This is a genomic window from Nocardia sp. NPDC052112 (assembly GCF_040680135.1).
GTDB lineage: Bacteria > Actinomycetota > Actinomycetes > Mycobacteriales > Mycobacteriaceae > Nocardia.
In genome coordinates this window covers 201,708-221,133 of record NZ_JBFAWD010000004.1, presented here as the reverse complement: position 1 = coordinate 221,133, position 19,426 = coordinate 201,708, and the positions used below count along the sequence as shown (strand labels likewise).

At 66.0% G+C, this 19,426-nt stretch carries 22 protein-coding genes; 11 read left to right on the top strand and 11 right to left on the bottom strand.

Features of this window, described 5'->3' with window-relative positions:
* Positions 1–17: 17 nt before the first annotated feature.
* The gene (locus AB0L58_RS09430; RefSeq protein WP_364383749.1) at positions 18–407 is read left to right on the top strand and encodes a PPOX class F420-dependent oxidoreductase; all 390 of its coding nucleotides are present in this window, start codon (positions 18–20) and stop codon (positions 405–407) included.
* A gap of 197 nt (positions 408–604) precedes the next feature.
* On the opposite strand, the gene dapD is transcribed toward AB0L58_RS09430, so the two are convergent.
* Together dapD and AB0L58_RS09420 are read right to left on the bottom strand one after the other, a co-directional pair.
* Complete coding sequence (gene dapD / locus AB0L58_RS09425) at positions 605–1,552, bottom strand: 2,3,4,5-tetrahydropyridine-2,6-dicarboxylate N-succinyltransferase (protein ID WP_364383746.1); 948 nt, start codon at positions 1,550–1,552, stop codon at positions 605–607.
* A gap of 70 nt (positions 1,553–1,622) precedes the next feature.
* A complete protein-coding gene (locus AB0L58_RS09420) occupies positions 1,623–2,039 on the bottom strand; it encodes a hypothetical protein (RefSeq protein ID WP_364383742.1) in 417 nt (138 codons plus the stop codon).
* 64 nt (positions 2,040–2,103) lie between these two features.
* Here AB0L58_RS09420 and dapE point away from each other — a divergent pair, with 64 nt between their 5' ends.
* From dapE to AB0L58_RS09390, 6 genes are all read left to right on the top strand, one after another.
* Positions 2,104–3,186: a succinyl-diaminopimelate desuccinylase gene (dapE, locus tag AB0L58_RS09415; RefSeq protein WP_364383739.1), complete on the top strand. Its 1,083-nt coding sequence runs from the start codon at positions 2,104–2,106 to the stop codon at positions 3,184–3,186.
* A gap of 337 nt (positions 3,187–3,523) precedes the next feature.
* Entirely contained in the window at positions 3,524–4,258 is a 735-nt protein-coding gene (locus AB0L58_RS09410; protein WP_364384536.1) for a TIGR00730 family Rossman fold protein, read from the top strand.
* Between the two features lie 20 nt (positions 4,259–4,278).
* Positions 4,279–4,878, top strand: coding sequence for a TIGR00730 family Rossman fold protein (locus tag AB0L58_RS09405; RefSeq protein WP_364384534.1), 600 nt, complete (start codon positions 4,279–4,281; stop codon positions 4,876–4,878).
* A 4-nt stretch (positions 4,879–4,882) separates the two neighbouring features.
* Positions 4,883–6,652, top strand: a complete 1,770-nt coding sequence (locus AB0L58_RS09400) for a long-chain-acyl-CoA synthetase (RefSeq protein ID WP_364383736.1) — start codon at positions 4,883–4,885, stop codon at positions 6,650–6,652.
* Between the two features lie 111 nt (positions 6,653–6,763).
* Positions 6,764–7,648, top strand: coding sequence for a dihydropteroate synthase (gene folP / locus AB0L58_RS09395; RefSeq protein ID WP_364383733.1), 885 nt, complete (start codon positions 6,764–6,766; stop codon positions 7,646–7,648).
* Entirely contained in the window at positions 7,645–8,586 is a 942-nt protein-coding gene (locus AB0L58_RS09390; RefSeq protein ID WP_364383730.1) for a glucosyl-3-phosphoglycerate synthase, read from the top strand. The genes folP and AB0L58_RS09390 overlap by 4 nt, the downstream gene beginning before the upstream one ends.
* Positions 8,587–8,801: 215 nt before the next feature.
* Here the strand turns inward: AB0L58_RS09390 and AB0L58_RS09385 are convergent, their stop codons facing one another.
* From AB0L58_RS09385 to sigE, 8 genes are all read right to left on the bottom strand, one after another.
* A complete protein-coding gene (locus tag AB0L58_RS09385; protein WP_364384531.1) occupies positions 8,802–9,914 on the bottom strand; it encodes an XdhC family protein in 1,113 nt (370 codons plus the stop codon).
* A gap of 78 nt (positions 9,915–9,992) precedes the next feature.
* Positions 9,993–10,199 (bottom strand): hypothetical protein, encoded by a 207-nt coding sequence (locus tag AB0L58_RS09380; RefSeq protein WP_364383727.1) that lies wholly within the window; start codon positions 10,197–10,199, stop codon positions 9,993–9,995.
* Between the two features lie 31 nt (positions 10,200–10,230).
* The gene (locus AB0L58_RS09375) at positions 10,231–10,689 is read right to left on the bottom strand and encodes a hypothetical protein (RefSeq protein WP_364383724.1); all 459 of its coding nucleotides are present in this window, start codon (positions 10,687–10,689) and stop codon (positions 10,231–10,233) included.
* Between the two features lie 339 nt (positions 10,690–11,028).
* On the bottom strand, positions 11,029–11,883 hold the full coding sequence (locus AB0L58_RS09370; RefSeq protein ID WP_364383721.1) for a hypothetical protein: 855 nt from the start codon (positions 11,881–11,883) through the stop codon (positions 11,029–11,031).
* A 152-nt stretch (positions 11,884–12,035) separates the two neighbouring features.
* Positions 12,036–12,452, bottom strand: a complete 417-nt coding sequence (gene tatB, locus AB0L58_RS09365) for a Sec-independent protein translocase protein TatB (protein WP_364383718.1) — start codon at positions 12,450–12,452, stop codon at positions 12,036–12,038.
* A 55-nt stretch (positions 12,453–12,507) separates the two neighbouring features.
* A complete protein-coding gene (locus AB0L58_RS09360) occupies positions 12,508–14,061 on the bottom strand; it encodes a trypsin-like peptidase domain-containing protein (RefSeq protein WP_364383715.1) in 1,554 nt (517 codons plus the stop codon).
* Between the two features lie 10 nt (positions 14,062–14,071).
* Positions 14,072–14,458: a hypothetical protein gene (locus AB0L58_RS09355; protein WP_364383712.1), complete on the bottom strand. Its 387-nt coding sequence runs from the start codon at positions 14,456–14,458 to the stop codon at positions 14,072–14,074.
* Positions 14,459–14,548: 90 nt separating this feature from the next.
* A complete protein-coding gene (sigE, locus tag AB0L58_RS09350) occupies positions 14,549–15,277 on the bottom strand; it encodes an RNA polymerase sigma factor SigE (RefSeq protein WP_364383709.1) in 729 nt (242 codons plus the stop codon).
* Positions 15,278–15,605: 328 nt separating this feature from the next.
* Between sigE and AB0L58_RS09345 the strand changes: the two genes are divergently transcribed.
* From AB0L58_RS09345 to AB0L58_RS09335, 3 genes are all read left to right on the top strand, one after another.
* Entirely contained in the window at positions 15,606–16,244 is a 639-nt protein-coding gene (locus AB0L58_RS09345; protein ID WP_364384528.1) for an O-methyltransferase, read from the top strand.
* Between the two features lie 121 nt (positions 16,245–16,365).
* The gene (locus AB0L58_RS09340; protein ID WP_364383707.1) at positions 16,366–16,620 is read left to right on the top strand and encodes a hypothetical protein; all 255 of its coding nucleotides are present in this window, start codon (positions 16,366–16,368) and stop codon (positions 16,618–16,620) included.
* Positions 16,621–16,709: 89 nt separating this feature from the next.
* Positions 16,710–16,904: a hypothetical protein gene (locus AB0L58_RS09335; protein ID WP_364383704.1), complete on the top strand. Its 195-nt coding sequence runs from the start codon at positions 16,710–16,712 to the stop codon at positions 16,902–16,904.
* A 10-nt stretch (positions 16,905–16,914) separates the two neighbouring features.
* Here the strand turns inward: AB0L58_RS09335 and glgC are convergent, their stop codons facing one another.
* Entirely contained in the window at positions 16,915–18,129 is a 1,215-nt protein-coding gene (gene glgC, locus AB0L58_RS09330; RefSeq protein WP_364383701.1) for a glucose-1-phosphate adenylyltransferase, read from the bottom strand.
* A gap of 137 nt (positions 18,130–18,266) precedes the next feature.
* Between glgC and glgA the strand changes: the two genes are divergently transcribed.
* Positions 18,267–19,424, top strand: coding sequence for a glycogen synthase (gene glgA / locus AB0L58_RS09325; RefSeq protein WP_364384524.1), 1,158 nt, complete (start codon positions 18,267–18,269; stop codon positions 19,422–19,424).
* The last annotated feature ends 2 nt before the right edge of the window (positions 19,425–19,426 follow it).

Below are 19,426 nucleotides of genomic sequence, written 5' to 3'. Positions count from 1 at the left end.
GTTTTACGGTCGCTGGTATGAGCGCAGCACTGACACCCGAACAAATCGACTACCTGGCCACCCAACGGCTGGGCCGACTGGCGACCGTACGCCCCGACGGCTCACCCCAGAACAGCCCGGTCGGCTTCCGCTACAACGCCGACCTCGGCACCATCGATATCGCGGGCTGGAATATGGGCAAGTCCTGGAAATTCCGCAATATCGCAACCAACAACCGCATCGCCTTCGTCGTCGACGACGTCGCCTCGGTCCAGCCGTGGCGCGTCCGCTGCCTGGAAATCCGCGGCACCGCGGAACAATTGACCGATGTGGAGCCCTACATCTCCGGCGTCTCCCGAGAAATGATCCGCATCCACCCCACCCGAGTGATCGCCTTCGGTTTGGAAACCGGCGTCACCCACGCATAGCGGTCCGCCTCGCAGCATTCGCCCCCACCGCCGAGGTAGTAGATCCGCATTGCAGCGCACCGAGACAACTCATTTCGCATGTACATCGGTAACTCGTCGGGGACGGGCCAACTTGCCGGTCGCCCTACCGCCGCCCGCCGATGTCACAGTTGCCGCGCTCGCGTCTGGCGCTTGAAGACTCGGGGAGGCGGGGGAGCTCAATCATTGGCGTGCAGGTCGGCGTTGAGTTCGATGCCGGTGCCCTTGCGCGGGACGACCTCGACGGCACCGGTGGTGGAATTGCGGCGGAACAGGAGGTTGTTCTGTCCGCTGAGCTCTGCGGCCTTGACCACCGTGCCGTCGGGAGTGGTGACCTTGGTGCCCGCGGTCAGGTAGAGACCGGCCTCGAGGACGCAGTCGTCACCGAACGGGATGCCGAGGCCGGAGTTGGCGCCGAGCAGGGAACGCTCACCGATGGAGATGATGGTGGTGCCACCACCGGACAGCGTGCCCATGGTGGACGCGCCGCCGCCGATATCGGAGCCGTCGCCGACCACGACGCCCGCGGAAATGCGGCCCTCGACCATGGAGGCGCCGAGGGTGCCCGCGTTGAAGTTCACGAAGCCCTCGTGCATGACCGTGGTGCCGGAGGCCAGATGCGCACCGAGGCGGACCCGGTCGGCGTCACCGATGCGCACACCCGAGGGCACGACGTAGTCGACCATCCGCGGGAACTTGTCGATGCTGTACACGGTGACCGGGCCGCGCGCACGCAGCTTGGCGCGTGTCGCCTCGAACCCCTCCACCGCGGCCGGACCGTGGTTGGTCCACACCACATTGCTGAGCAGCCCGAACTGTCCGTCCAGGCTCACCTCATGCGGTTTGACCAGCCGATGCGAGAGCAGATGCAGCCGCAGGTACACATCGTGCGCATCCACCGGGGCGGCCGACAGATCGGCGATCGTGGTCCGCACCGCGATCACATCGACCCCGCGCGCCTCGTCGAATCCGAGCAGGGCCGCGTATTCCGTAGGTGCCTCATCCAGGCGCTTGGTCCCGGTGTCACCGAACGCGCCCAACTCCGGATTCGGGTACCACGTATCCAATACGGTCCCGTCCGCGGTCACATTGGCGATACCGACTGCTGCTGCTCCCTGAATGCTCACGTCATCAGAGGTTACCCACCTGCCGCGGCCCATCGTGAGCCACGTCGACCGCTACCCACCATCCGGCCCGTCACAATTCCGCGAGGCTGATCGTCGACCGCCCGAAAGCCTCGGTCAGCACCGCGCGTTGGTGCGTAGTGAGCTGGTTGACGACCACTACCGCATCTGCGGCGAGTTCGGCACAGGCCGCCGCGATCTCGCCGACCTTTCCGGCGCTGAATAGCGTCCGAGGCGAAAACGGCCGTGCCATCAGGCGGACGCCGCCAGCCGAGACGCCACGTCGCTGGGTGAAGGTCGCGACGACCCGACCGCCGAGGATGGCGACCGCGTTCGCGGCCTCGTCCATGCGTGCTGCGTAGTCCGGTTCCTTGGCGGAGAAGAAGCCGACTACGACGATGTCGGCCCCGGCGACCGAAACCGTTACCGCATCGTGTGGCCGTCGCCGATAGCGGCGCGGTAACCGATTGCGCCGATGGGCCGGGTGCATATCGGACACCGTATCGCCGCCGCGATGGCGACGGGTGCGATCCGAGAACCGTAGGCTGGGGCGCGTGACCATCGACTTGCGCGCCGACCCCATCACACTGACCGCGGCTCTCGTCGACATCCCCAGCGTCTCGCGGGACGAGGCAGCCATTGCCGACACTGTCGAGCGGGCGCTGCGTGAGCAGACCACGGGGTTCGAGGTGCTGCGGCACGGGAATGTGGTGCTCGCGCGCACCGACCTGGGGCGGCCGACTCGGGTCATCCTGGCCGGTCACTTGGATACCGTGCCGATCGCCGACAATGTGCCGAGCACCTTCGTGGACGAGGCGGGCGAGCGCCAGCTCTACGGCTGCGGCACCGTCGATATGAAATCCGGTGACGCGGTCTTCCTGCATCTGGCTGCGACCGTCGCCGAACCGGTGCACGATCTGACGCTGATCTTCTACGACTGCGAGGAGATCGCCGCCAAGCACAACGGCCTCAACCATATCGAACGTGACCTCCCGGATTGGCTCGCCGGCGACCTGGCCATTCTCGGCGAACCCTCCGGCGGTGTCATCGAGGCAGGCTGTCAGGGCACCCTTCGTGCCCGGCTCACGACCAAGGGCGTGCGGGCACACTCGGCGCGATCCTGGAAGGGCGACAATGCGATTCACCGCATGGCCCCAGTACTCGAGCGCCTTGCCGACTACAAAGCCCGCGAGGTCGATATCGACGGCTGCGTCTATCGCGAGGGCCTGTCCGCGGTTCGCATCGGAGGTGGTGTGGCGGGCAATGTGATTCCGGACGAGGCCGAGGTCGAGGTCAACTTCCGCTTCGCCCCCGACCGCACCGTCGCGCAGGCCACCGAGCATGTGCGCGAGGTATTCGACGGACTCGAGTTCGATTTCGAGCTCACCGACGCCGCCGCGGGCGCACTGCCCGGCCTGTCCGCCCCCGCCGCCAAGGATTTGGTCACCGTGGTGGGCGCCGACAGCGTGCGAGCCAAGTACGGGTGGACCGATGTCGCGCGCTTTGCCGCCCGCGGCATCCCGGCGGTGAACTTCGGACCCGGCGACCCCAACCTCGCCCACAAGCGCGACGAACACGTCCCGGTCGCCCAGATCAGCTCGGTCGCGGCCACCCTACGCAGCTACCTGACCGACTGAGTCGGCTCCTCCGCCGACCTGTCCCGCTGATTTCGTAAGTACGCCGACCTTGTCCAGCTGATTTCGTAAGTACGCCGACCTTGTCCAGCTGATTTCGTAAGTACATGGGTAACTCGTCGGGGACCGGCTAACTTGCCCCACAGCCCTACCGCCGCCCGCCGACGTCACGAGTGTCGCGGCTGAGTCTGGCGCCTAAAGGTTCGGGGAGGCGGGGGAGCCGGGGAGGCGGGGGAGCGGCGGACCAGCGCCCGGTAGCGTGGGCGCCATGTCCACCGAAGCCGCCGATAACGAGATCGCGAGCCCGCCGAAGGCGACCCCCAAATTCCGCGGACCGATCATGTTCCGTCGCGATCGCAAACCGGGCGGCACCGCTGACCAGAACCTATTGGACCAGCACGGACCCAGCGATTGGGTGCACACCGATCCGTGGCGCGTACTGCGCATCCAGGCCGAATTCGTCGAGGGCTTCGGTGCGCTGGCCGAACTGCCGCGCGCGGTCACCGTCTTCGGTTCGGCCCGTACACCGGCGGGTCATCCGGAGTATCACGCCGCCATGGCCATCGGCGGCGCGTTGGCGCGGGCCGGATTCGCGGTGATCACCGGCGGCGGCCCCGGCGTGATGGAGGCCGCGAACCGTGGCGCGTCGGAGGCGGGTGGGTACTCGATCGGACTCGGCATCGAATTGCCGTTCGAGCAGAGCCTCAACGAATGGGTCGACCTCGGCATAAACTTCCGCTACTTCTTCGCGCGCAAGACCATGTTCGTGAAGTACTCGCAGGCATTCATCTGCCTGCCGGGTGGATTCGGCACCCTGGACGAGCTGTTCGAGGCGCTCACCCTGGTACAGACCCACAAGATCACCCGCTTCCCGATCATCCTGTTCGGCAGCAAATACTGGGCCGGACTCGTCGACTGGATGCGTGATTCCCTCGGCGGCTCCGGCAAGATCTCCCCCGGCGACCTCGACCTGCTGCGTGTGACCGATAGCGTCGAGGAGGTCGTGCAGATCATCCTGGCCACCGCGGACGGTGCGACCGATACCGACGCGCTCGGAACGGAGGACCAGTGGTGAGCGAGCGCAGCGAGCGAATAATGGACACAGCCGGGTATGCGGTCTGTGTCTACTGTTCGGCCAGCACGGTCGATCCGGCAATGCTCGCCCTCGCCGCCCGGGTCGGCACCGAGATCGCAAGGCGCGGTTGGCAATTGGTCTCCGGCGGCGGTCATGTCTCGATGATGGGCGCCGTTGCCACCGGTGCCCGCGCGGGCGGTGCGCACACCGTCGGGGTGATCCCGAAACATTTGGTGCACCAGGAAGTAGCCGATGTCGATGCCGACGAGTTGATCGTCACCGACACCATGCGTCAGCGCAAACAGGTCATGGAGGACCGCGCCGACGCCTTCCTCGCCCTGCCCGGCGGCATCGGCACGCTGGAGGAATTCTTCGAAACCTGGACCGGCGGGTATCTGGGCCAACACGATAAGCCGGTGGTTGTGCTCGATCCCGACGGCTTCTATCGGGGTCTGTTCGATTGGGTGGACCAACTCTACGATCGGAAGTTCGTGTCCAAGTCGGCCATGGCTCGGATCACCGTGGTCGACAATCTGCCCGCGGCCTTCGCGGCGCTGAAACCGGTGCGGGCAGCCGAGGTGACACCGGAGCCCGGCACCACTCTCGACGAGGAGATCTGACGCTGTGAGCACCGCCGCCCGATCGAAGGTCAGCCTATTCGATATCGCGAGGCAGTTGCCGTCCATGGCATTCGACGCACCGTCCATGGTGCGCGGTGCGCTCGGCATGCTGGTGCGGCCGGATGACAAGGCCTCGGTCGGGCTGTACTTCCAACGCAACGCACACCGGCATCCAGACCGGCCGTTCCTGAAGTACGAGGGCGAAACCTTCAGCTACGGCGCGGCCAACGCACAGGTGAACCGGTACGCGCGGGTGCTGGCCGACCGTGGTGTGCGGCGCGGTGACGTGGTCGGCGTGCTGATGACCAACCGTCCGGAAACTCTGTTCGTGGTGCTGGCCACCGTGAAACTCGGTGCGACGGTCGGCCTGCTGAACCACCACCAGCGCGACCAGGTCCTCGCCCACAGCTTCGGACTGCTCGAGAGCGTGCTCAATGTGGTCGGCGAGGAATGCCAGGCGGCACTGGATTCACTCGCCGAACCGCTTGCCGATGTGCTTTTTTCGCAGGACCTGCACAAGACGGCAGAGGACGCCGATCCGTCCGATCCGCCGAGTTGCGCGCAGATCACCGCGAAGGAACGCGCTTTCCTGATTTTCACCTCCGGCACCACCGGGTTGCCCAAGGCCAGTGTCATGACACATCTGCGCTGGACCAAGAGCATGGCCGGACTCGGCGGACTCGGAATTCGCTTGCACGGCAACGACACGCTGTACTGCTGCCTGCCGCTCTATCACAACAACGCACTGACCGTCGCGTTGTCGTCGGTGCTCGCCGCGGGCGGCACCTTCGCGCTCGGTAGACAGTTCTCCGCCTCCCGGTTCTGGGACGAGATCATCCGGGAGCGGGCAACCGCCTTCATCTACATCGGTGAACTCTGTCGCTACTTGCTCAATCAGCCGGTCAAGCCGACCGATCGGCAGCACCGGGTCCGGCTCGCCGTCGGCAATGGTCTGCGGCCCGAGCTGTGGGACGAGTTCAAGAGCCGTTTCGGCATCGGCCGGATCGTCGAGTTCTACGGTGCCAGCGAGGTCAACATCGCCTTTGTCAACGCCTTCGGCGTGGATCGCACCGCGGGTTTCGGGCCATTGCCCTATGCCATTGTCGAATACGACGATGTGACCGGAAAGGCCAAGCGCGACAAGGACGGTCGGCTGCGCCGGGTGCCGGGCGGCGGGGTCGGCCTGCTGCTGGCCAAGGTCACCGACCGCTCGCCCGCCGATGGCTATACCGATAGGGCCGCCTCGGAGGCGAAGCTGGTCCGCGACGGCTTCACCGACGGCGACATCTGGTTCGACACCGGCGATCTGGTCCGCGATCAGGGCTGGAATCACATCGCCTTCGTCGATCGGCTCGGTGATACCTTCCGCTGGAAGGGGGAGAATGTCGCCACGACCGAGGTCGAGGGGGTACTCGCCGAATCCGAGGCGATCTCGCAGGCGGTCGTCTTCGGCGTGGATATCCCTGGCACCGATGGCAAAGCGGGTATGGCAGCGGTGACGTTGTACCCGGATGCCGAATTCGACGGTCGTGCGCTCGCCGAACTTGCCTACTCCCGGTTGCCCGGCTACGCGGTTCCACTGTTCATTCGGGTCGTTGCCGAGCTCGAGCAGACCTCCACCTTCAAGAGCCGCAAGGTCGAACTCCGCAAGCAGGGCTATGCGCCCGACGCCGAGAGTCGGTTGTACGTGCTCGCTGGTCGGACCGACGGCTACCTCCCGGCCTACGCCGAGTACGCCGCGGACGTCGCGGCGGCCCGCGCGCCCAAGAACTGACATCGAGATCGCTCGAGCACATCGGGTCCGCCCGGACCGGAACGCGCGCCGAGTGGCATTTATTTGTATGCCCTAAGTAACCGGGGCGACGGGGCAGCTACAGTCGGTTTCATGTTCAGCCCCGCCGCAGCACCGCTTCCCACCTTGTGCGGCAAGCCGGTGGCGACGGATCGGGCGCTGGTCATGGCCATCGTCAACCGCACCCCCGACTCCTTCTACGACCAGGGCGCTACCTTCACCGACGCGGCCGCCATGGATGCGGTCGCGCGCGCCGTCGACGAGGGCACCGATCTGGTCGATATCGGCGGAGTGAAGGCCGGTCCGGGCACCGTGGTCGACGCGGCGGAAGAGGCCTTCCGGGTGGTCCCGTTCGTCGCGGCGATCCGGGAGAAGTATCCGGAGCTATTGATCAGCATCGATACCTGGCGCGCCGAGGTCGCCGAGGCCGCCGTCACCGCGGGCGCGGACTTGATCAATGACACCTGGGCGGGTGCCGATCCAGATCTGGTGCATGTGGCCGCCGATCGCGGAGTCGGCATCGTGTGCAGCCACACCGGCGGGGCGATCCCGCGCACCCGTCCGCATCGGGTGCGCTATGCCGACGTGGTGGCAGAAGTAACGCAAACCGTGCGGCGCGCCGCAGAAGATGCGGCCGCGGCCGGGGTTCGGAAGGATTCGATTCTGATCGATCCGACCCATGATTTCGGCAAGAACACTTATCACGGGCTCGAGTTGTTGCGGGGAATCGACGTTCTTGTAAAAACCGGATGGCCAGTCTTGATGGCGCTGAGCAACAAGGATTTTATCGGGGAGACTTTAGGTGTCGGTCTATCCGAACGGTTGGAGGGCACATTGGCAGCAACAGCATGGTCGGCGGCCGCCGGCGCCCGAGTCTTCCGAGTACACGAGGTTGCCGAAACCCGGCGCGTCGTGGACATGATCGCCGCGATACAGGGCATCCGGCCCCCCGCACGAACCCTGCGAGGTCTGGTATGAATTTCCACCACTACGACAGCCCCGTCTGGTCGACGACGAATACCTGGGACACCCCGGACTGGGCGGTTGACGAATTGATCGCCGCCAAGCGCGGACGCACCGTTTCGGTGGTGCTGCCCGCACTGAATGAAGAGAACACCGTCGCCGATGTGGTGGCCAGCATTCGTCCGCTGCTCGGCACCCTGGTCGACGAACTGATCGTGCTCGATTCCGGTTCGACCGATGCCACCGCCGAACGCGCGCTGTCCGCGGGCGCCGAGGTGATCAGTCGGGAGCAAGCCGTTCCGGAACTCGATCCGCTGCCGGGCAAGGGCGAGGTGTTGTGGCGGTCGCTGGCGGTGACCAGCGGCGATGTCATCGCCTTCGTCGACTCCGATCTGATCGACCCGGATCCGGCCTTCGTGCCCAAGCTGCTCGGCCCGCTGCTGCTCGTCGACGATATGCATCTGGTGAAGGCCTACTACCGCAGGCCGCTGCGGCAGGCCGGTGCCGTGGACGCGCACGGTGGCGGCCGCGTCACCGAACTCGTGGCCCGTCCGCTGCTCGCCGCATTGCGTCCGGAACTGTCGCAGGTGCTGCAACCGCTCGGCGGCGAATACGCGGGCACCCGCGAACTGCTCACCTCGGTCCCCTTCGCCCCCGGCTACGGCGTGGAGATCGGCCTGCTCCTCGACACCTACGACCGCCTCGGCCTGTCCGCTATCGGTCAGGTGAACCTGGGCGTACGCACCCACCGCAATCGCCCCCTCGCCGATCTCGGCGTAATGAGCCGCCAAATCCTCGGCACCGTACTCGGCCGCAGCGGCATCCAAGATTCCGGCGCGGCCCTGACCCAGTTCCCCCTGATCGACGACGCCTTCACCGCCCACAACACCGAGGTCTCCCTGGCCGACCGCCCCCCGATGAACACCCTCCGCCCAGCCTGCGCCGCAGCCTGACCCTCACCACCACGAACCCAGGTGCTCCCAGCCCCCGGGTTTCGCCCATCCAAAACGACGGGTCATCCTATCCGCCGCACCCGAATCCGGGCACCCCGTCTCATTACCGGGCACCCTGTCTCGCCACTGGGCACCCCATATGCGGGGTGCCCGGTGTCGAGACGGGGTGCCCGGATTCGGGTGGGCCGTCGGGAGTTTCTCATCGGCGGCTCTGGTCAGCGACCGCGGATAACGCCTCGGGACCGATCAGTGCGCACGGGGTCGTGGTGGATCGGTCCGTCCGTTCGCATGAGCGGCCGGGCCGATCCACCGCCGCGTTCCGCGAGGATCTGGGCGGCGATCGAGATGGCGGTTTCGTCGGGTGTGTGGGCGTTGAGGTCCAGGCCCAGTGGACTTTTCAGGCGGGCCAACTGGCTGTCGGTGATACCGGCGGCGCGAAGGCGTTCGGTGCGTTCGGTGTGGGTGCGTCGTGAGCCCAACGCGCCGACGAAACCGATTGTCTCGATGCGCAACGCCGCCACCAGCATTGGCACATCGAATTTGGTGTCGTGGGTGAGGACACAGACCACCGTGCGCTCGTCGATGCGTCCGGCGGCGTGTTCGGCGGTCAGATAGCGGTGGGGCCAGTCGACGACCACCTCATGTGCCGAAGGGAATCGGGCTGGCGTGGCGAAGGTTTCGCGGGCGTCGACGACGGTGACACGGTAGCCGAGTTGGCGGCCGGTGCGGGCGAGGGCGCGCACGAAGTCGTTGGCACCCGCCAGGATCATGCGAGCCGGGGCTGCGAAGGTCTGGACGAAGACGCGAGGGCGCGGGGCCGGGACCGTCTCGCATCCATCCGAGCCGACCAGACCGCTGCGTCCGGCGGTGAGCAGTGCCCGCGCGTCACGGTCGACACCGCGCCACGGCTCGGAATCGCCGGGACACAAGAGTTTCCAGTCCGGGGCGGCGTTCAAGGTTGTGACCAGCGAAACCGGCTCACCCACCGCGATCGTCGCGCACAATGCCGACAGCACGGGCAGCCGCGCCGCATCGATGCGTTCGACGAAAACCTCGATCTCACCCCCGCAGGTCAGCCCGATCGCGAAACCATCGGCCTCGGCATATCCGAACCGATCCGATATCGCTGGCCCACCGGCTAGCACGTCCCGCGCCGACTCGACCACCGCGGCCTCGACACAGCCGCCCGATAACGAGCCGAGCACCGCACCGTCGGCGGTAACCACCATCGCCGCGCCCAATTCGCGCGGTCCGGGTCCGGTCGCATCCACGATGCGGGCCAATGCCACCGGCTCCCGAGCGGCCAGCCGCACCAACTGTTCGAGCATTGTGCGCACGGCCACCGATCCTTCCCGGGCGGAGCCTTTTCGTTGTCGGTGCCATCAACCCTAGCTACCGACCAGTTCTTATGCGCTGCGCCCGAGTTCGCGCGATGCGGCGCGCTCGACACCTACCGAACCGTCCGGATGCAATCGCTCGGCCTCCTCGGCCAAACGCGCCTGCAGATCCGCAACGGTCAGATGAGTGCTATCGGCGCGCCGCCGCCTGCGGGTGACCACTGCGGCGATCACGGCGACGACAAGCACGACGCTCACGATCACGATGACATTCATGCTCGTTCGCTCCAGACATCGGGTGTGCGCATCAATCGAGAACCTCACGAAGTTGGAATCCCGCCGGGATATCGCCGGTGTGGAAGTAGGTCGCGAATACCTCGGCCGCATGTTCGGCGTCGAAGATCTCGTCCGGATACACGCGCAGCAGCTCGGTGCCGTTCGGCACATCGACGCCCGGGTAGCCGATCCGATCGCCGGGCAGGCCGAGCAGGTACCGGCGCGGCGTCCCGTCGTCCTCGGTGCGCAACTCGATGGCCAGCACTTCGGCCGAGCCGATGCACTCCACGCAGTTCCCACCCGGTGCGGCGCTGAGCGTCGCGGTGATCTCGGACACGGGCATCGGATATGGCAGCCGGGTGAGATTCACCGAGTAGGAATCGAATCCGTCCAGCCTGCGCAACGGGCGCAGGAAGTTGATCACGGAGTCATCCGGACCGATGAAGACCTCGAGTCGATTGCTGTAGGTGAGCCGATGGGTCGTGGTCACCGGTTCTGTTGTCGGACTGCCCGCTTCGAGCTCCGACCCCGATCCGAGTTCGGGCGGCGCGCTCGGGGACGCGGTACGAGTCCGCATCGGATGTGGAACATTCATTTTGAAACCCACCTACCACCATAGTTATCGGCTAGCTAACTCAGCATTGCGGTTGTCGAGCCGAGATGGAAGGTTTAGGTGATGTGGGACACGTCACGGTTTCATTGCGAACTGCTGTGAATTGCCTGGGTTCTTCGGACGCGAGTGCATCTCGGCGACTCCGCCGAACCTCGGTGTCGCGCGATGGTCGCGATCGCTACTCGATTGCCAAAAGGTTTCCGGCAGTCGAACAACTCAGCGTCTGAGGCCGGAGATCGATCTGGGTTCGGCGTCGTGCCGGTACACCGGTGTGAGCAGATCGGCATCGACCGGTTCGCCGGTGGCGCGGTCGTAGCGGACGGCGACCAGCACCGAAAACAGATGTGTAGCAGCGCGTTCGTGCAGCGTGGCCAATCTGGTTGCGAGCAAACGGATTGCGCCGAGCGAGCCCGGCGGATGCAGACCGTCGATGATCAGGGCGGTGCCGCGGCCGTCGGGACGCGGGAGACGCGCGACATAGGCGATATCATGTGGTTCCGGACCTCCCGGTCGGTATACCCGCCGGGCCGCCCGATCCTCGATGCCGCGCCGGACATCTCCGGCGCGCGCCACCGCGCGCCGCAGTCGCGGATCGGCCGCGATGAGCTGACGAATGCTCGGAGAGAGTTCCGGCCCGCCGAGCACGATCAGTCCATCGCGGTTGAGGTCCACGGGTCGGCCCGGCAGGAAGTGTTCGACCGCTGCCGTGAAGCCGAGTTCGCGCAGTAGCTCCACCAGTCGTTGTGCCGCACTCGGATCCGGTGCGCCGAGCACTCGGCCACCGCGAACCTCCGGAGCGACTACCGTGAGCGATCCGTGCCCGAAGAACAGACCTTCCGGTGCGGGACCCTGGGTACTCACCTGATGGATCCGCGCGCGGGAAAGTCCTGCCGCCGCACCGATTCTGGCGAAGGTCCAGCCTTCGGCATGTAGTTCCCTGATCACCGCCCTGCGGATGCGGGTCAGTTCGTTGATGGTCTGTTGGGCCGCTGCCACCCCATCGGTGGCCGCCTTGAGTCGCTCGACTTTATCTTCGATCGCGAAAACGCGCGCCACGTCATCGGCCGACATGTGCGAAGTCTAGACATCTCGACAGCATGATGCGTCTAGTCTTCTTTACGCACAAGAACATTTCCTGTTTCGGTGACTACCCACGCGGCGAGTCTCGACGGCCCGAACGTGGGGCTCAGCCACCACCCAGGCCCCGAATGCGCGGCCGATATTTATGTCGCGTCGGTGTCGATCGGCGGACGTTCGTTGTGCTCCAACGGCTTTTCCGGCTTCGGCATCGGGTAGTCCGGCATGCCGCTCCCGGTGCCGAGCAGATCCTGCCGATCCGGGATCGCCTTCTCGAAATCGCGGAAAACCGAATCGTCGCCATTCAGAAGATGTTTGGTGACCATCTGGCGCGGCGACATCTGGCGCAGTTCGTTCAGATCGGCCAGCGGCTTACGCAGGTCCTCGAATTCGGGCCCGAGTTCCTGCTGCAGTTGCTGGGTCGCACCGCTGGCGTAGTCGCGCACCTTGCGCAGGCTTTGCGTGGTCCAGCGAATCGCCCCGGGCAGTCGCTCCGGGCCGAGGATCACGAGGGCGGCGACGAGGAGGATGACCATCTCGCCCCAGCTGATGTTGCTGAACACGAGTCCAGGCTACCTGGGCCGACGTTGCCGAGCCGCTCGGGATTCCATCCGCGGCTCAGTCCGATTCCAGCGTGACCGGAACGTCCACCTGCCTGCCATCGCGGATCAACTGCACGTTCACCGTCTCGCCGATCCGGCGCTGCTGCACGGCGACCACCAGCTCATCCGGGCCGGTGACTTCGCGATCGCCGATCTTCACGATGACATCGTTCTCGACGATGCCCGCCTTGGCCGCCGGTCCGCCGGCTTCCACGTCGGCGACGGCCGCACCGCTCATCACATCATTGGCGACCTGTTTGCTGCGGGCGCTGAGACCGATCTTCGGGTGGTGCACCTGGCCGTCGCGGATCAGGGTCTGCGCGATATTGGTCACCATATCCACCGGAATCGCGAAGCCGAGGCCGACCGAACCGCCGGTCTCACTGCGGATCGCGGTATTGATGCCGATGACCCGGCCCTCCATGTCGACCAGTGCGCCACCGGAGTTACCCGGATTGATCGAGGCGTCGGTCTGCACCGCGTCGATGACGGCCTTGGTATCGCTGCCCTCGCCGGAGAGCGCGACGGGACGGTGCAGCGCACTGACAATGCCGGAGGTGACGGTCTTGCTCAGACCGAGCGGCGAACCGATCGCCAGCACGTCGTCGCCGACCTGGACGTCCTTGGACTTGCCCAGATTGGCGACGGTGAGATTCTTCACATCGACCTTCAGCACCGCCAGATCGGTCTTCGGATCGCGTCCGACGATATTCGCGGGCACCCGGCTGCCGTCGGAGAAGGTCACCTGAATCGCGGCCCGATTCGACTTGTCCTGTGCCGCCATCGAAATCACGTGATTGTTGGTCGCGATGTAGCCCGCACCGTCGATCACGACACCGGAACCGGTGGCGCCATTGTCACCGACCGTGACGCGGATCGAGACCACCGAGGGCAGCACCGCATTGGCCACCTTGGCGATCAGGCCGTGCGGGCGCTCGATCTCACCGGACTGCTCGAGGCTCACCTTGCGCGAGGTCAACGGTGACGTCGCCTCCGCGGTCAACCGGCCGACCAGACCGCCGAGCACACCGACGGCCAGCGCGACGGCGGCGAGCAGGGCCAGTGCCTTGGGTGCCACCTGGGAGCCGAAGAGCACTTGCCGCGCCGAGAGCTTCCGCGCCTGCGGCAGCGGTGCGGGGCGCGGGGTGGCGACGGCGGGCGCGCCGAGGCGGGCAGCGGCGTCGGGATCTCGCCACGGATCGGCCGGACCGGCCACCGGCGCGCCGGTATCCGCGGCGTCGGGATCACGCTGCAGAAGTTCGGTGGAGCCTTCCGGGCGTCCGAATGCCTCGGCGAGTACGGCGTCGGGCGGGCTGTTGTGCAGTTCCGGTCCGACCTGCGGGCCACCCGAACCGGTCGACTTGGGCTGCTCGCCGAATGAACCGGCCTGGCCGGCGGGGCGGCGGAACGCGTGCGCCGTGTGACTGTCCACATGGGGGCGATAGACCGGGCGCGGTCCGAGGATCGGCGCGTCCGACGGCCTCAGGGTCCCCCGGGTCGCCGAATCGGTGGTGTCGCCTGCGGAGGGCCGCGATTCCGACGGCCCGGAATTCGTCGATTCGGTGGTCACTCGCCAAACTCTACTTGCGCCACCAGGTTGTCCACCGGGTCGCGGTGAACGAATCGGTCAGAAATCCGAAAACCGCCTCGTTGCGGGGGCTTCCGGCGGGCGACTGGTTGGCCGAGCTGGTCGCACCACCGGGGAGTTCGGCGAGCGGAATCCGGGTGAGGCTGTCGTGCAGACCGGTCGGAATCGACACCTGACCGGCCCGGCGCAGCGCGATCCGCGCCTGCTGCTGTGCGTCGACCTCAGCCGCACATTCGGGGCAGACGGAAAGATGTTGGGCGGCACGCAGATAGGCATTCATCCGCAGTTCGCCGTCCACATAGGCCGCGATCGCCTCGCTGGCCAGATGCTCGGTGGGACGGAAACGCGGACGACCTGACGTGCTGGCGTCGCCACTCATTCGGTGCTCACCCTTCCAACCGACATCATCCACTCCTGCGCTCGACCGAACGGATATCCGGCCGTCGGGTGCGGTTCGGCTCCCGCCGGATCACCCCAGGTTCGCATCAGCGGCGAACCGCTGCTCACTTCCATTATGCGCAAGGTAGTCGCGCAGTGCCTGACGGCCGCGGTGGATGCGGCTGCGCACGGTGCCGAGCTTGACACCGAGGGTCGCACCGATTTCTTCGTAGGACAGGCCCTCGATATCACAGAGCACGACCGCCGCGCGGAACTCCGGAGCCAGCGAATCCAGGGCGGACTGCAGGTCAGGATCCAGACGGGCGTCGTGATAGGCCTGCTCCGGGCTCGGGCCATCGGCGGGCACCCGGTCGTAATCCTCGGGCAGCGCCTCCATCCGGATCCGATTGCGCCTGCGCACCATGTCCAGGAATAGGTTCGTGGTGATGCGGTGCAGCCAGCCCTCGAAGGTGCCCGGCTGATAATTCGACAGCGAACGGAATACCCGGATGAAGGTTTCCTGGGTCAGATCGTCGGCGTCCTGAGCGTCGCCGGAAAGCCGGTAGGCCAGCCGGTACACCCGGTCGGCGTGTTCGCGGACCAACTCGTCCCAGGACGGCATGGCCGAGCGGTCGCCCGTCGCGTCGAAGGCCGCGGTGCCCGTCAGCTCGACTTCGGTGCCGTCGTCGTCGTGCATGTCGGCCTCCATCGGGAGAACTTGCGCCGCCTCCGTCGGGAGAATGCGCGCTGGCAGGGTGGCGAACTCGCGCGCCGCCCCTGCGGATGTGGCGGGCCCGGAGGCGGTATCTGCGGAGGGCACCGGGAGCGCCGAAAAAGACCCTCTGTCCATGTGGATGGTGATACCTCCTACTTGGGACCGTGGCTGCGGGCCTGATTGCGATCCGGGTCTCGGATCGTCACGTACGGTTACAACAGACGAGCGGTATGTCGTTGTTCCCGCATCCCCGTGGCGTGTGGTCGGCTGGTCTTGCTTGCCCATACTCTTTCTTGCCTCGATATGCCGGGGGTGAGGAGATCCTGAGGGACACCTGAGAATCCACCCCATGCCCCCGACAGACAATTAATCGCTCGACCACGGGATAACGCTTCACCGATGAGCCAAACTTGCGACTTAGTGGCCTAGATTCATAGGCGTGGCATCGAATCTGGAGCGAAATCTCTCCTACGTGGAGGAATCCGTCGTGGAAGACGAGGTCCTCGTCAGCGCGCGTGAGCGGGCCACTGAACTCGGCGCGTTACCCGTACCACCCTCGGTCGGCGCCCTGCTGAGCATGTATGCCCAGCTGCTCGGCGCGCGTGCGGTGGTCGAGGTCGGGACGGGCGCGGGGATCAGCGGGCTGTGGCTACTGGATGGCATGCGCGAGGACGGGACGCTGACCACCATCGATTCCGAACCCGAGCATCAGCGTGCGGCCAAGGAGGCATTCCGCACCGCGGAGATCCCGACCGCGCGTACCCGGTTGATCAACGGCCGAGCCCTCGATGTGCTGCCCCGACTCGCCGACGGTGCTTATGACCTGGTGTTCATCGATGCGGCCCCGCTCGAACATCCGCAATATGTCGCCCAGGCCGTGCGGTTGCTGCGGGCCGGTGGTGCGATCCTGCTGCACAACGCGCTGCTCGGCGGCCGGGTTCCCGACCAGACCCAGCGCGATCCGGCGACCCAGGCGGTGCGCGCAGCGACCAGGGCGATCGCCGAGGATCCCGAACTCACCAGTGTGCTGATTCCGGTCGGCGACGGTCTGCTCTGCGCATCGCGCGGCTAGTAAACGTCCCGCTATTCACAAACGTTGGGAGTGTGCGGATTTCGTCGGCCATGGGCTGATTTCACTGCCGCCGGACGGGTATTCGAGCTGATGCCAGGTTCGACGACGGCAAGGTGCGCCCATGGTGTGGGAACGCGGATCTCAGATCCTAGAAATCGGCCATATCGGCCACACGATCAAAGAGGGACGAGCGCGCGGCGGTTGTCTGGTGCCCGCACTCGGCTTTCTGACTTTCATCATGGTGCTGGCCGTGGTGGTGCTGCTGTGGGTCAGTAATACCGATTTCGGCACCGAGCGAACAAAAGCCCCGCCGACTCCCGGTCCCTGCGAACCGTTCTGCACAATCACCGCGCCATCGGAACCGGGCCCGCGATAACCGTCGAAGATATTTCGCGCGAAACGCCACCGACTGGGTATCAAGGAGTAGAGGATGTCCCGGGGTGACCATCGGGGAGAGGTTTGCGCGTGTTTCGCGACGATGATCGAGATCGCCCGATCAACTGGGGCCGGTCCGCGATTCTGCTCGTGCTGGTGCTCGGTGTCGCCGTAGTCCTGATGCTATTGGTCGTCACCGCCGATTTCGGCGATAAGTCGCCGACCACGACGGTGCCGAAAACACCCGGTGCCTGTGCGCCGTTCTGTCCGACGAATGCGCCGTAGCGATTTTCGGCTAGACCCATACGCCCTTGCCGACCGTCACCACGCCGCCGTTGCTGACCGCGAAGCGATCCCGATCCCGGTCCAGATCCACCCCGATGATCTCGCCCTCACCGACGACCACGTTCTTGTCCAGAATCGCGCGCCGCACCACCGCACCGCGGCCGATCCGGACGCCGGGCATGAGCACACTGCCCTCCACTGTCGCGCCGTCGTCGACCATGACATTGGAGCTGAGCACCGAATTGCGCACGGTCGCGGCCGAGAGGATGCAACCGGCTCCGACGACGCACTCCTGCGCGAGCCCGCCCTGCGCGAATTTGGCGGGCGGCAGATTCTCCGCCGCACCGCGAATGGGCCAGTGCTTGTTGTAGAGATTGAAGACCGGATGGACCGATACGAGATCCATGTGGGCCTCGTAGAAGGCGTCGATGGTGCCGACATCGCGCCAGTAGCCGCGGTCGCGTTCGGTGGCGCCGGGAACCTCGTTGTCGGCGAAGTCGTAGACCGAGGCCTCGCCCGCGGCGACCAGTACCGGGATGATGTCGCCGCCCATATCGTGATCGGAATCGGAGTTGTCGGAGTCGGCGCGGATCGAATCGACCAGCACCTTGGTGGTGAAGACATAGTTGCCCATCGATGCGAACGTGACGTTCGGATCGTCCGGTGTGCCCGGCGGATGCGCGGGCTTCTCCAGGAATTGGGTGATGCGGCCGGACTCGTCGGAATCGATGCACCCGAACGCGCTGGCCTGGCTGCGCGGCACTCGAATGCCCGCGACCGTGACGCCCGCGCCGGAATCGATGTGGTGTTGGACCATCTGCTCGGGATCCATCCGATACACGTGATCCGCACCGAAGACCACGATGTAGTCCGGATCCTCGTCGTAGATCAGGTTGAGCGACTGCATGATCGCATCGGCGCTGCCGGTGTACCAGCGCGGACCGAGGCGCTGCTGCGCGGGCACCGGCGTGATGTATTCACCGGCGAAACCGGAAAGCCGCCAGGTCTGCGAGATGTGCCGGTCCAGTGAATGCGATTTGTATTGGGTGAGCACACACAGACGCAGATAGCCCGCGTTGACGAGATTGCTGAGTACGAAGTCGATCAGGCGATACGCACCGCCGAAGGGGACAGCTGGTTTGGCCCGATCCGCGGTGAGGGGGAACAGGCGCTTACCCTCGCCACCGGCGAGCACGATTCCGAGTACGTGCGGCTGGCTCCTCACACCTGCCAAACTACCGCGCGACGCGGGTAGAGGTGGCCCATGCCAAAGTGAACGTCTAGTTTGAAGCCGTGAGTTTCGGCACTGGCGGTGGGGGTGCGGGGGCGGGAGCCGGCGAGCACGACCGGCTTCGTGTCGCGATGTTGACGCGCGAATATCCCCCCGAGGTGTACGGCGGGGCAGGTGTCCACGTCACCCAGTTGGCTGCGCAGTTGCGGCAGTTGTGCGAGGTGACGGTCCATTGCATGGGTGTCCAGCGCACGGATGCCATAGTGCACCAACCGGATCCGATGCTCTACGCCGCGAATGCCGCGATGCAGATGCTGTCGGCCCAGCTGCGGATGGCCGATGCCGCCGGTGAGGTGGATGTGGTGCATTCGCATACCTGGTACACCGGGCTCGCCGGACATCTCGCCGCAACCCTCTACGGGATACCGCATGTGTTGACCGCGCATTCGCTGGAGCCGCGGCGGCCGTGGAAGGCCGAACAGCTCGGCGGCGGCTACCGGCTGTCGTCCTGGTCGGAGCGCAATGCGGTCGAACACGCCGACGCGATCATCGCGGTGAGCGAGGGTATGCGCCACGATGTGCTCGATGCCTATCCGACGATCGATCCGGATCGTGTCCACGTGGTGCACAACGGCATCGACGCGGCGGTCTGGCATCCGGGTGCGCCGGTCGGGGGATCCGGCACGATCCTGGACGAATTGGGCGTGCGCACCGACCGTCCGATGGTGGCCTTCGTCGGTCGCATCACCCGGCAGAAGGGGGTCGGGCATCTGCTCGCTGCCGCCCGCGAATTCGATCCCGAGATCCAGTTGGTGCTGTGCGCGGGCGCACCGGACACCCGCGAGCTGGAAACCGAGGTGGCAGCGGCCGTCACCGAACTGACCAGGGCACGCGGCAACGTGTTCTGGGTGCGTGAAATGCTGCCGACCGAGCAGATCCGCCAGATTCTGGCCGCGGCCACGATGTTCGTCTGTCCCTCGGTTTACGAACCGCTCGGGATCGTGAATCTCGAGGCCATGGCGTGCGCGACCGCGGTGGTCGCCTCCGATGTCGGCGGTATTCCCGAGGTGGTCGTGGACGGACAGACCGGCCGCTTGGTGCACTACGACGCGCACGCACCGGGACAGTACGAACACGATCTGGCCGAGGCGGTCAACGAGGTCGCCGGTGATCCGGTGCTCGCCGCGGAATTCGGCGCCGCCGGACGCCACCGCGCCATCGCCGAATTCGACTGGCTCCAGATCGCCGCGCAAACCGTCGCGATCTACGACCAGGTCCGCAAATTCTGATC